General features: G+C 39.0%; 11 protein-coding genes and 1 tRNA gene. 8 read left to right on the top strand and 4 right to left on the bottom strand.

All coding sequences use genetic code 11. The features are described from left to right. The first annotated feature begins 55 nt into the window (after positions 1-55). Together BLS35_RS07615 and BLS35_RS07610 are read left to right on the top strand one after the other, a co-directional pair. Positions 56-409: an ISAon1 family transposase N-terminal region protein gene (locus tag BLS35_RS07615; RefSeq protein WP_090779434.1), complete on the top strand. Its 354-nt coding sequence runs from the start codon at positions 56-58 to the stop codon at positions 407-409. Beyond that, positions 402-1385: an ISAon1 family transposase gene (locus tag BLS35_RS07610; protein WP_090779432.1), complete on the top strand. Its 984-nt coding sequence runs from the start codon at positions 402-404 to the stop codon at positions 1383-1385. The genes BLS35_RS07615 and BLS35_RS07610 overlap by 8 nt, the downstream gene beginning before the upstream one ends. Positions 1386-1525: 140 nt before the next feature. Here BLS35_RS07610 and BLS35_RS07605 read toward each other — a convergent pair. Next, positions 1526-1601, bottom strand: a tRNA-His gene (locus BLS35_RS07605). Positions 1602-1780: 179 nt separating this feature from the next. Between BLS35_RS07605 and rnhA the strand changes: the two genes are divergently transcribed. Further along, positions 1781-2254, top strand: coding sequence for a ribonuclease HI (rnhA, locus tag BLS35_RS07600; RefSeq protein ID WP_090779430.1), 474 nt, complete (start codon positions 1781-1783; stop codon positions 2252-2254). A 99-nt stretch (positions 2255-2353) separates the two neighbouring features. Here the strand turns inward: rnhA and fbp are convergent, their stop codons facing one another. The 3 genes from fbp to BLS35_RS07585 are packed head-to-tail and all read right to left on the bottom strand — an operon-like array spanning position 2354 to position 4609. Next, positions 2354-3439, bottom strand: coding sequence for a class 1 fructose-bisphosphatase (fbp, locus tag BLS35_RS07595; protein WP_090779428.1), 1086 nt, complete (start codon positions 3437-3439; stop codon positions 2354-2356). A gap of 21 nt (positions 3440-3460) precedes the next feature. Next, positions 3461-3952 carry a metallophosphoesterase family protein gene (locus tag BLS35_RS07590; protein WP_090779425.1) on the bottom strand — a complete coding sequence of 164 codons (492 nt, stop codon included), beginning with the start codon at positions 3950-3952 and terminating at the stop codon, positions 3461-3463. A 6-nt stretch (positions 3953-3958) separates the two neighbouring features. After that, a complete protein-coding gene (locus tag BLS35_RS07585; protein ID WP_254778731.1) occupies positions 3959-4609 on the bottom strand; it encodes a tRNA1(Val) (adenine(37)-N6)-methyltransferase in 651 nt (216 codons plus the stop codon). A 218-nt stretch (positions 4610-4827) separates the two neighbouring features. Between BLS35_RS07585 and purL the strand changes: the two genes are divergently transcribed. From purL to BLS35_RS07560, 5 genes are all read left to right on the top strand, one after another. Continuing rightward, positions 4828-8496 (top strand): phosphoribosylformylglycinamidine synthase, encoded by a 3669-nt coding sequence (purL, locus tag BLS35_RS07580; RefSeq protein WP_090779421.1) that lies wholly within the window; start codon positions 4828-4830, stop codon positions 8494-8496. Positions 8497-8671: 175 nt separating this feature from the next. Then, the gene (locus tag BLS35_RS07575; RefSeq protein WP_090779419.1) at positions 8672-8914 is read left to right on the top strand and encodes a hypothetical protein; all 243 of its coding nucleotides are present in this window, start codon (positions 8672-8674) and stop codon (positions 8912-8914) included. A gap of 117 nt (positions 8915-9031) precedes the next feature. Next, the gene (locus BLS35_RS07570; protein ID WP_090779417.1) at positions 9032-9769 is read left to right on the top strand and encodes a head GIN domain-containing protein; all 738 of its coding nucleotides are present in this window, start codon (positions 9032-9034) and stop codon (positions 9767-9769) included. A 56-nt stretch (positions 9770-9825) separates the two neighbouring features. Continuing rightward, entirely contained in the window at positions 9826-12297 is a 2472-nt protein-coding gene (locus BLS35_RS07565) for a DUF2339 domain-containing protein (protein ID WP_090779415.1), read from the top strand. Further along, entirely contained in the window at positions 12287-13192 is a 906-nt protein-coding gene (locus tag BLS35_RS07560) for a hypothetical protein (RefSeq protein WP_090779413.1), read from the top strand. The genes BLS35_RS07565 and BLS35_RS07560 overlap by 11 nt, the downstream gene beginning before the upstream one ends. Positions 13193-13195: the final 3 nt, after the last annotated feature.

Below are 13195 nucleotides of genomic sequence, written 5' to 3'. Positions count from 1 at the left end.
GAGAAGAAAATAATTTCTTTCTTTTGCACTTGTAAACCAAACGATAATTTTCATTTTGAACCAAGCCGAGCAAACCCTAATCAGCGCATTTTTACCGGAAGGTATTCTGGAGTATTTTGAATTAACCCAAGTAGATAAAGAATCTAAGTTGCTGAAAATCCATCTTCAAGAGAAAGATATATCCCCGGTTGGTTATAATGCTGAAGATTTGGAATCCAAAGGGTTGTTACCCGAAGTTAGCATTCAGGACTTTCCTATTCGTGGAATGAAGGTTGCCTTATGTATCAAGAGAAGGCGCTGGACTGTCAAGAATACCGGGAAAATCATCAGCAGGGACTGGGATTTAGTAAGAAAAGGGACACGAATGACAACGGAATTCGGTCTTTTTTTAAAAGGAATATTTGGATAATCACCCCATTAGCTGCTATCATTTAGGTCATTATTTTCAGGTTGATGGAAAGCAGTTGCAGGAACAGTATAAAGAGCATATCAGTGATTTCAAGGATTGGGATCAGAAGGAGCATGCCCATGAATGGTTGGTTTTCCCTGGGAACATGGGGCTTAGCTTAGGTATTGATGAAACCGCACTCTCCAATGGTGAACTCTACACGATTGTTACCAACAAGACTGCTAAAGGAAGAAAAGGCAGTATTGTAGCCATGATTAAAGGTACTCAGGCCGAACAAATCATTAAAGTATTGCAAAAAATCCCTGAGCGCATGCGCAAAAGGGTTCAGGAGGTAACCATGGATATGGCTCCGGCAATGATCCTTGCCATTAAGAAGTGTTTCAAAAATGCCTCCAGGGTCATTGATCGGTTCCACGTCCAGAAGTTGGCATATGATGCGGTACAGGAAGCCAGGATCAAATATAGGTGGGAAGCGATAGATCGGGAAAATGAAGCTATTGCTACAGCAAAGCGGACAAAGACAGCCTACATTCCGGAATTACTGGAAAATGGTGACACTTTGAAACAGCTACTTGCCAGAAGTAGATATCTGTTATTCAAACACTTCAAAAAATGGACGGAAACTCAAAAGCATCGAGCAACATTGCTTTTCGAACGTTATCCAATGATTAAAAAAGCTTATGCTTTGTCTACCAGGTTGGGAGATATCTTTAGGGATTGTAAACATAAGGAAATTGCCTTCACCAAGTTGGCACTTTGGTACAATCAGGTGGAAGATAGTGGTATTGACGCCTTTAAAACTGTCGCAAGATCAATAGAGGCACATCGCTTCGCGATCGTTAACTTCTTTATCAACAGATCTACAAATGCTTCTGCTGAATCATTTAACGCTAAAGTGAAAGCATTCAGGGCAACATCCAGAGGTGTAAGAGACATTAATTTCTTCTTGTTCAGGCTAGCTAAAATCTATGCTTAAATTTTCTTCCCCCCCAAGAATTCCGCTTGATCCCCACAAACATCAACAGTGTTGCTGCAATAACCTACCTGAAAAACAAGGAATTACAAAGACATAAAAAAGGGGAAAAGTGTCTTTAAATGACTCTTTTCCCCAGTGATGGGTGGAATATGGGGCTCGAACCCACGACCCTCGGTACCACAAACCGATGCTCTAACCAACTGAGCTAAAACCACCATGTTTTGCTTTCAACGCTACAAAAGTACGATTAAAATCATTTTTATCAAATGTTTTTAAAGATTATACCAAACATTTTTCCTAACCAATTATATTTCAGCTATTTTATTTTTTATAAAAATATTAATTGCCCCCTATAAATTGCTTTTAAAGCTTAAAAAGGTAGATTTGTTTCAAATATGATTGAAGTATATACAGACGGAGCAGCAAGTGGAAACCCCGGACCAGGTGGTTATGGCGTAATTTTAAGAGCTGGACAACACTATAAAGAGTTGAGCGCAGGCTTTAGGATGACTACCAATAACAGAATGGAACTCCTCGCCGTGATTGTTGCGCTACAGGCTTTAAAAACACCCGGACAGCAAGTCACTGTATTTTCCGATTCCAAATATGTAATTGATTCTGTTGAAAAGAAATGGGTATTTGGATGGTTAAAGACCGGCTTTAAAGGAAAAAAGAACAAAGACCTTTGGATGCGCTTTTTAAACGTATATAAATTACACGACGTTAAATTTGTTTGGGTTAAAGGACACAACAATCATCAAGAAAACGAACGTTGTGATCAACTTGCAGTAGCAGCCTCAAAAAACAAAGCTACACAAACTATTGATGTAGAATTTGAAGCTGAAAGAAATAATCCTTCATTGCTTTAATTAATAAGGGGGTTCGTTCCCTTCTTCCGCACGCGATAATATAAAAGGCCTTATCATTTTCACATGATAAGGCCTTTCAACTAATTACTATAAGTCTATCTAATCAGCACTGCCATTTAAGTTCAGTGATTCAACTTTAACCTTCACAGCGCTACCGTTAACGGGCGCATTATTTTTCTCCGAAGAATATTCTACCATCAAATCTTCTGCAACCTTAACCATTTGAGAAGATCCAATAAAGATAGAAGTACGTTGATGCAATTCTGTAGGTTCAATTTCTAATATCCTATTGAATCCATCAGACGCCACTCCCCCAGCCTGCTCAACAATAAAAGCCATTGGATTACATTCATAAAGTAACCTTAGTTTTCCATTCGGAGAACTGGAAGTAGTTGGATAGATATAAATTCCACCTTTGATCAGGTTTCTGTGAATATCGCCTACCATAGAACCGATATACCTTGAAGTATAAGGACGATTAGTCGCTTTATCTTCTACCTGAGCATATTTAATATATTTTTTCACGCCTTCTGGAAAGTGAACATAGTTACCTTCATTGATAGAATAAATATTTCCAGTCTCAGGTATTTTCAAATTCGGATGTGACAAGCAAAACTCACCAATAGAAGGATCTAAAGTAAAACCGTTTACTCCTTTTCCCGTAGTATAGACAAGCATGGTAGATGATCCGTAAATCACATAGCCCGCAGCAACCTGCTGAGTACCTTTTTGCAATACATCGGATAGTGTTGCCATCCCCTCGGTAGATTTTCTTCTGTAAATAGAAAAAATAGTCCCAACAGCAACGTTCACATCGATATTTGAAGAACCATCTAAGGGGTCAATACAAACAATATACTTGGCATTTTTTGATACCGGAGAATCAATAGGCACAAAGTCGTCCTCTTCTTCTGTAGCTACGATACAGCATTCGCCACCACTAGTAAGTGCACTGATAAACTGTGTATTCGCAAATACATCTAATTTTTGCTGCCCTTCACCCTGTATATTCACCGTCCCCGCTGAGCCTAAGATGTCTACCAAACCAGCTTTGTTCACCTCACGGTTCACTATCTTGGCAGCAATCCCAATGTCTCTCAGCAGTCTGGAAAGCTCTCCTTTTGCATAAGAGAAATCAGCCTGTTTCTCGATTATGAATTGACCAAGTGTTTTTATACCTGCCATATACTTAGTGTATTTTATACGTTATCTATTCCCTATTTCTATGGCGGCTAAGGTATGTATTTTTTCGTCCGAAATACAAAATCTAATTAAAGTTTTTATTCTATGCCAGCCAGAATTACCAGCTGCACCGGGATTTATGTGCAGACAATTTATTTTTTTGTCATACATCACTTTTAAGATATGGGAATGTCCGCAGATGAACAGCATCGGAGGCTTAGTGTAAATTTCTTTTTTTACCTGCGGAGCATACTTACCCGGATAACCGCCAATATGTGTCATCCAGACATCCACCTGCTCGCAGTTAAAACGAAGGTGCTCTGGATACAAAGAACGGATCTCTTTATCGTCAATATTTCCGTAAACACCCCTTAACGGTTTAAAGGCCGCAAGTCGCTCTGCTACATCAGACCCAAAATCTCCCGCATGCCAGATCTCATCACAATCATCAAAATGTTTAAAAACGGCATCATCTAAAAAACCGTGTGTATCCGACATTAACCCTATTTTCTTCATAATCGATTAAAAAGCAAGAAAAAAGTCTTTTAACAACTGTTTATAAGCAGCTGTATAAACACCTTCCATTTCATAAATGTTTAAATTTTGATGCAGCGTTTCCTTACCCGCATAATCCAAACAAACTATCCACCTGAATTCAGGTTTACTGTCGTCCGAATGAAGATGAATCACTACAGATGGAGATAAGCCATAAGCTGAAGCGATCTTAACCATATACGCAGCCTGTTTTATCGGCAAAATAAACCAAAAACTTCCCGACTTGTCCAGCAAATCAGCTACACGCTCCACCATAGATTCAAAAAACTGTGACGCAGCGTGCCGGGCAATTCCTTTTCTGTGTTCTTGATTTTTTAGGTCATTTACAAAAAATGGAGGATTGGAAACCACAAGATCATATTTCCGGTCTATTTGAAAGGCAGAAATATCTTTATGATATGCATTACAATTTGCAGCAAAGTCCGAGTTACTAAAATTACCCTTAGCCGCCAGTGCAGCCTGTTCATCAATTTCAACCGCATCGACCTGAGCATTTTCAAAACGCTGTGCCAGCATCATCGCAATCACCCCAGTTCCTGTTCCAATATCGAGAATATACCTAGCCCCTAACTGTTCTGCAATGGCCCCAAGTAATACGCCATCGGTATTAATTTTCATAGCACAACCGGACTGGTCTACTTCAAATTTTTTAAACTTAAAAACATTCCCCATGGGTTTCTGCGGTCGTATAATTGGTCGTATTCTCTAAAAGATTATCGCAAAGCTAAAGAAATCTAACAAAACAGGCAGATACTGCAATAAAATGAATGATATATTACACACGATCACACTGTTTTAAAATTTTAACGCTAAATTTGCATCTTCAAAAAAAAAGCATGATTTATTTCTTCTTAAGCCCATCCAATACGGTTTTCGCTTTACAAATAGAACGAAACCTATCCACAACTGATATTACGAAACTAGAATGGCTGTTTGGCGGCGCAAAACTTCAGCAAGAAAAAACATTGACTGATTTTTTTGTTGGTCCGCGCGCTGCAATGGTAACGCCATGGAGCACAAATGCTGTAGAGATCACTCAAAACATGGATATCCAAGACATTATCCGTATTGAGGAATTTCAAAAAGTAGAAGAAGACTTTGCAGGTTTCGATCCAATGCTTTCTCAAAAATACAATCAGCTTGATCAGGATATATATACTATAAATATACAACCAGAGCCCATTCTTCAAATTACTGACATTGCGGCTTACAATAAGCAGGAAGGTCTTTCATTGAGCGATGAGGAAGTAGATTATTTAAATACCCTAGCCACAAATTTAGGCAGACCATTGACTGATTCGGAAGTATTCGGATTTTCGCAAGTAAACTCTGAGCACTGCCGTCATAAAATCTTTAACGGTAAATTTGTGATTGATGGTGTAGAACAACCTACATCACTATTCAAACTGATCCGTAAAACTTCAGAAGAAAATCCTAACGATATTGTATCTGCTTACAAAGACAACGTAGCCTTTGTTAAAGGTCCAATAGTTCAACAATTTGCACCTAAACGTGCTGACATCCCTGATTATTACGCTTTAAGTGATTTTGAATCTGTAATCTCTATTAAAGCCGAAACACATAACTTCCCTACTACTGTTGAACCTTTTAATGGTGCTGCTACCGGATCTGGTGGTGAAATCAGAGACAGATTGGCTGGTGGACAAGGTTCTTTACCACTTGCAGGTACTGCAGTATATATGACTGCCCTATCTCGTTTAGAGGAAAACCGTCCATGGGAAAAAGGAGTTGAGGAAAGAGCATGGTTATACCAAACACCAATGGATATCCTGATCAAGGCTTCTAACGGAGCAACCGACTTTGGAAATAAGTTCGGTCAGCCATTGATCACAGGATCTGTATTGACTTTTGAACATGAAGAAGATTCACGCAAATTAGGATTCGACAAAGTAATCATGCTTGCAGGTGGTGTTGGTTATGGTAAAGCTAGTCAGGCTAAAAAACAAAAACCTTCAACTGGCGACAAGATTGTAGTTCTAGGTGGCGAAAACTATAGAATTGGTATGGGTGGTGCAGCGGTATCATCAGCCGATACTGGAGCCTTAGGTTCAGGTATCGAATTGAATGCTATTCAACGTTCGAACCCTGAAATGCAGAAAAGAGCAGCCAATGCAGTACGTGGTATGGTGGAGAGTGAGCACAATAGTATCGTCTCTATACATGATCACGGTGCTGGGGGTCATTTAAACTGCCTTTCAGAACTAGTTGAAGAAACAGGTGGAAAAATTGATCTGGATAAATTACCAGTAGGCGATCCTACCCTATCATCAAAAGAAATCATCGGTAATGAATCCCAGGAACGCATGGGCTTGGTGATTGGTGAAAAAGACATAGATACTTTACAAAAAATTGCAGATCGCGAACGTGCCCCAATGTATACTGTTGGTACCGTAACCGGCGATCACCGTTTTACTTTCGAATCGGCAACAACCGGTGTTAAACCAATGGATCTTGAATTGAAAGATATGTTTGGCAGTTCACCAAAAGTTGTGATGGAAGACAAAACCATCGACAGAAAATATCAATCAATTACTTACGACGCTAACTTGCTTAACGAATACCTGGAACAGGTATTACAACTGGAAGCTGTAGCCGCTAAAGATTGGTTAACGAATAAAGTTGATCGTTGTGTTGGTGGCCGTGTTGCTAAACAACAATGTACAGGTCCTTTGCAATTGCCACTAAACAACTGTGGTGTAATGGCATTGGATTTCCAGGGCAAAGAAGGTATCGCTACTTCAATTGGACATGCGCCGATTTCGGCATTGATAGATGCTGGAGCAGGTAGTCGCATTGCTATCGCTGAATCGCTTTCAAACATTGTTTGGGCACCATTAAAAGACGGATTAAAAAGCGTATCGCTTTCAGCCAACTGGATGTGGGCTTGTAAAAATGAAGGTGAAGACGCAAGGTTATACGAAGCTGTAAAAGCTTGTTCTGATTTTGCTATCAGTCTTGGAATCAATATCCCAACAGGTAAAGATTCGCTTTCAATGAAGCAAAAATACAAAGACGGCGACGTTATTGCTCCTGGAACAGTGATCATCTCCGCAGCAGGCAACTGTTCAAATGTTACTCAGGTAGTAGAACCTGTGTTACAGAAAAATGGCGGTTCCATCTATTACATCAACCTTTCTAATGATACTTATAAATTAGGCGGTTCTTCTTTCGCTCAGATTTTAAACAAAATCGGTGAAGAAACTCCAGATGTAAAAGACTCGGCTCAACTTAAGAATGCATTTAACACCATTCAGCAATTAATTACTGAAGAAAAAATACAAGCAGGACATGATATAGGTAGCGGTGGTTTAATCACTACTTTATTAGAACTTTGTTTTGCAGACCGCGATTTAGGCGCGAACCTTGACTTGTCTTCATTAGCTGAGCAAGATAGCATCAAATTGCTTTTTGCAGAAAACATTGGTATCGTATTCCAGGCTGATCCAACTGTTGAAGCCGTACTTGCAGCAAATGGTGTTGCTTTCCATAAAATCGGTGAAGCAACTTCTACGGCAACTTTAACAATTAAAAACGGTTCATCTGAGGCTTTAAGCTTTGATATCGATCACTTACGTGATGTATGGTTCAAAACATCTTATTTGCTGGATAAAAAACAAAGCGGACCTGTTAAAGCTAAAGAGCGTTTTGATAACTATAAAAACCAACCTTTAAAATACAATTTCCCTGCACAGTTTGACGGTAAAAAACCAGTTATTGATCAGAGCAAGCCTCGCCCTAAAGCAGCTATCCTACGAGAAAAAGGAAGTAACTCAGAGCGTGAGGTGGCTAATGCCATGTATCTTGCAGGTTTTGATGTGAAGGATGTACACATGACCGATTTAATCTCAGGAAGAGAAACATTGGAAGACATTCAATTCATTGGTGCTGTAGGTGGTTTCTCTAACTCTGACGTTTTGGGATCGGCCAAAGGATGGGCTGGTGCATTTATGTACAATGAAAAAGCTAAAATAGCTTTAGAGAACTTCTTCAATCGCCCAGACACATTATCTATTGGAATTTGCAACGGTTGTCAGCTATTTGTAGAACTTGGTCTTATCAATAAAGATCACGCTGAGAAACCAAAAATGCTGCATAATGAGAGTCATAAACACGAAAGTATTTTCACCTCGTTAACCCTACAAGAAAACAACTCGGTAATGCTTTCTACATTAGCAGGTAGCACACTTGGTGTTTGGGTTTCACATGGAGAAGGTCGTTTCCAATTGCCTTATTCGGAAGATCAATACGGTATCGTAGCTAAATATGCTTACGAAAGCTACCCAGCCAGTCCTAATGGATCGGATTACAATACAGCCATGATGTGTGATACCTCTGGTCGCCACCTTGTAATGATGCCTCACATTGAGCGTTCATTGTTCCAATGGCACTGGGCAAATTATCCTAAAGGACGTAAAGATGAGGTAACTCCATGGATGGAAGCATTTGTAAATGCCCGTAAATGGGTAGAGCAACACGCTAAATAATTATATAAGATCATTCAGTTGACACCTACTGTAGCACTTAAGGTGTTAACTGAATGATTTCCTTTACACTATTTACGCGTCACACTTAGTCAGACATTTTTTTTAATAAAAAACCAAAACAGTAAACATTCTGTAATTCAATTTGTTAAGAGCAGACACAAAATGTTTTTCTGTCATGAAAAAATTCAACATCGAAGCAGCTGATAGTCAAGGGCTCGGCCACTCGTACACAATTAAGCCGCTCAAAAATGAGCGCTATCAGATTTTTGACGAGCAACATGTGCGTGTTGCCACCATTGAAATAGATGATGAAGATCCCAGTCATTGTAGACAAAGCCTGGATTGCAGAGTTGATCTTTTCTTATTAAACGCCATTAGAGATGGCATCTTACACCACGATGGCGTACTCGCCAAGTAAATTTGTACTAATTTTATCCAATTTCGGCAATCCCGCGCAACATTCTGCAAAATCATACGTCTTATAGCTATAAGTACACAATATCATTTAATTTTGAGCACAATTACAAATAAGCGCATGAAATCACTATCCACTATACTCTTAGCATCACTGTTATTTTCACAGGTTAACAGCATAAAGGCTGCCCCGCTTTCTGCCATAAACATAAATAAGATTGCACAGACTTCTGACGAACGAGAAGTCAAAAATTTTAATGGCGTAGCTGCTGGTGGCCCAATTGAGGTCATCGTTAAATTTGGGGACAAAGAAAGTTTAAGATTCGAGGGCGATAAAGAAGCTATTGCTACTTTAATTGGCGAGGTAAAAAGTAATATTCTAATCATCAGGCCACAAACCAGCTGGACGAGTTGGGCAAAAAAATACGAGAATAAAAAAATCGTTGCCTATGTTACGGCTAAACAGATTAGCAGTTTAACCATGAGCGGTAATGGCAACCTTATAGTCAATGGTACAATTACGGCGACAGATTTTGCAACAACCCTAAGTGGATCTGGCACAATTAAGGCCAATGTAGAAGCTGATAAGATTACAGGACTTATTAGTGGGTCGGGAACAGCAAATATTAGCGGCAAAGCAGATGTTGCAAGCGTTACGCTTAGTGGTCCGGGTAACTTTGGCAATAAAACACTTATCGTAAATGCCCTTTCAGCTAGAATCAGCGGAAAGGGCACCATTAACATTACAGCCAACACGAAAATAAAAGCATTTATTAGTGGCTCAGGACATATATATTACAGTGGTGACGCTGAAGTTAAAGAAACAATTTTAGGTGCCGGTGGAGTAAGCAAAAAATAAAGGCCAATTAGTTTAGGTTTTTATTACCTTTAAATTGAAACCAATTTCTGCCCTCTATGTTTTTAGAAACAATTGTATTTATTTCCGTTGTTATACTTCTTATTGTCGTACTCCAATTAAAAAAGAGCATAACCGAAAAACTCGATTTTCTATATCTTAAAATTGAACAGCTATCCAATCAGCTGGTCGAAAAAGAAAAAACTGCTCCAGTTGTTGAAAAACGTATCGTAGAAAAACCTGCTATAGTTGTAGAAAAACCAATCGTAGAAAAGCCTGCAGAACAAATCGTTCAACAGGAAGTAGTAAAACCTTTCGTTCCTGAACCACCAAAAGAAAAAATTGAAGTTGCACCTATTGTAATCATTGAACCTGAAAGGATTGCTGTTGTTGAAACAGAACCTCTAACGCCACCTCCGATTAAAACCTCATCTTTCAGTGAACGAAACCCCGATCTGGAAAAATTCATTGGAGAGAACTTGTTCAACAAAATAGGTATCGTAATCCTTGTTTTAGGCATGGGCTTCTTCCTAAAATATGCAATCGATAAAGATTGGATCAATGAGATTGGCCGCGTAAGCATTGGTTTCATTTGTGGCGGCATCTTAGTTGGACTTGCCCATCGACTCCGCAAATCGTTTTCTACTTTCAGTTCCGTATTAGTAGGTGGTGGCGTAGCCATCCTCTATTTTACTGTAACTATCGGCTTTCACGAATACCAGCTCTTTAGTCAAACCCTTGCTTTTATCTTAACCATATTGATTACTGCATTTACAGTATTGTTATCAATAAGTTATGACCGGAAAGAACTCGCTATTTTTGCCATACTGGGAGGCTTTGGCGCGCCATTTATGGTGAGCACCGGCGAAGGTAATTACATTGTACTATTCACCTACATATTAACTTTAAATATTGGCATGCTGGTATTGGCCTATTACAAAAAATGGTCGATCATCAACATCATTTGTTACGGGTTTACAATTATATTATTTGGAGGATGGTTGAGCACCAAAGTATTGGCAACTAATGATAAATTCCCTCCTTATGTGGGAGCACTGGTTTTCGCATCCTTATTTTATCTCGTGTTTCTGTTAATGAACATCATCAATAACATCAAGGAGAAAACAGATTTCAATGCGCTTGAAATCGGGATATTGTTAAGCAATACCTTTTTATATTATTCAGCAGGAATGCTTATCCTGCATAATATTAGCGGAGGGGACTACCAGGGGCTGTTTACTGCATCACTTGGGCTGGTAAACCTAGTCTTCGCTTACGCATTGTATAGAAATGATAAAATAGACCGTAACCTTATTTACCTGCTGATTGGCCTGGTACTTACATTTATCAGTCTGGCGGCTCCAGTACAATTAAAAGGTAACCACATTACACTGTTCTGGGCTGCTGAAAGTGTATTGCTGTTGTGGCTATCGCAAAAGTCGGGCATCACACTGATTAAACAATCCTCTTTAATTATATTGGTTTTATTGGGGATTAGCCTTGTGATGGATTGGCAACATGTGTATGGAAGCAGTCTTTACAACACAACCAACCGCTTGACTCCTTTGGCAAACAAAGGGTTCGTAACCGGATTCGTTGTCGTGGCCGCAATAATACTGTATTCACGACTCCTTAAATCCGAAATCAAATCTATCCTTTTCAGGGAAATAAAAACTTCAAGGACCATACTCGCCATTGCAGCAATCGTAATCGGCTACCTGGTTATTGCATTTGAATTAAACTACCAGGCGTACAATTATTTCCCCTTGCTGAGAATACTCGCACTGGGCTGTTTCAGTTACCTTTTTGTTACGATTCTCTTCATTTGCATACGTAATATTGATGCTGAAGAGTTTAAATATATTGTTAGTGGAATTGCAGCAGTCTGCCTGCTGTGTTATCCGCTCATCTTTAATTCAGAAACCATTTTATTGAGAAATGGTTACCTTGAATTGCACAACACCAGCCTGGGAAGCTATTATTTTCATTATCTGCTGGTCGTATTGATTGCTTTTATGCTCTATACACTTTACAGGAATGAAAAAAGTATAAAATCCAACTCTGGATTAGTTGCCCTACAATGGTTCACTGCCTTTGTTGTACTGTATGTGGCCAGTGCCGAACTTGATCATCTGGTAGTGATGTCGCAATACTCGAAAGACAAGAGCCTGGCCTCTATTTTAGAGGGCAACCACAAAACAGGTTTCGCAATTTTATGGGGATGTTTTGCCTTTTTATGTATATATATAGGTATGAGATGGAAATCCAAAAATATCAGGATCATCTCTATCACTATACTAGCCATTACTTTACTTAAATTATTCATTATTGATTTAAGAGGTTTGTCTGAAGGCGGGAAAATTGCAGCCTTTATATCACTAGGAATATTATTACTTGTGATTTCTTTTATGTACCAGCGTTTGAAAAATCTATTGTTAACCAGCGACAAAAAGCTCGATAACAATCAAAACATTGAGAGTGTTGAGCACATCGCGAACCTTAAAAAAGAAAATGGAGATCATGAAATTTAAGCTCTTTATCTTTTTTTTATTTCTAATCATCTGGACAGCGGCTCCTGCACAGTCTTTTAAATGGCAGGCCGACCTGGAAAAGGTAAATGCAAATGGGTTTTATAAAATTGCACTAAGCCCTCAAATTCTATCAAAAACCGACAATACCGACCTTTCAGACATCAGGATTTTTGAAAAGGATAAAGAGATCGCTTACCTAATCAGGAAAATTGCTGATAGCATCTACCTAAAAGATACGACGGGCCTAAAATTGGCACATTACACTGCTATACCTGCCCCCTCGGTAACTGTAAGAGCAGACAAAGTAAATCAACGAACTATTGTACAAATAGATTTCAAAGCAAATTACCAGGTAGACAAAATAATATTAAACCTGGCAGGTTTCAGGTATTATAGAAGAAATGCCTGGCTAACAGAAATAAATCCACTTATCCGGGATAAAAAAAACCTTTATTTGGAAGACAGAATGGTCAACTTCATCATTTCTTCCGGAAAACAACCGGTGATTGAGCTTTCCGGCGAAAATAGATATAAAAAGCTCTTTTTAATTATCGATAATGAGGACAGCGCACCATTGTTGATAAAAAACATCAGGGCTTATCAGAAAAATATCGAGTTGATTACCTATCTTGAGAAAGATAAACGGTTCGTAATCAAAACGGGACAACAAAATATGTTGTTACCAAGATATGATTTGAGTTATTTTAATGACAGCATTAGCAATGCGGTGCCTTTCATCGGCGTATCGGGGTTTAAAATGCAGGCCGATCAGGAGCAGGTAAGGGATTCATCATCGATCAAAAAGAGCTGGATGTGGACTGCAATAGGCTTATTAATTCTGTTTTTAGGCTATTTATCTTATTTTATGGTGAAAGATATGCAACGCAAAAAGTAAGCG

Origin of the sequence: Pedobacter sp. ok626 (assembly GCF_900100435.1) — a bacterium.
Classification (GTDB): domain Bacteria; phylum Bacteroidota; class Bacteroidia; order Sphingobacteriales; family Sphingobacteriaceae; genus Pedobacter.
Note: the sequence above shows the minus strand (reverse complement) of the source record. Positions and strands in the feature narration are given on the sequence as shown.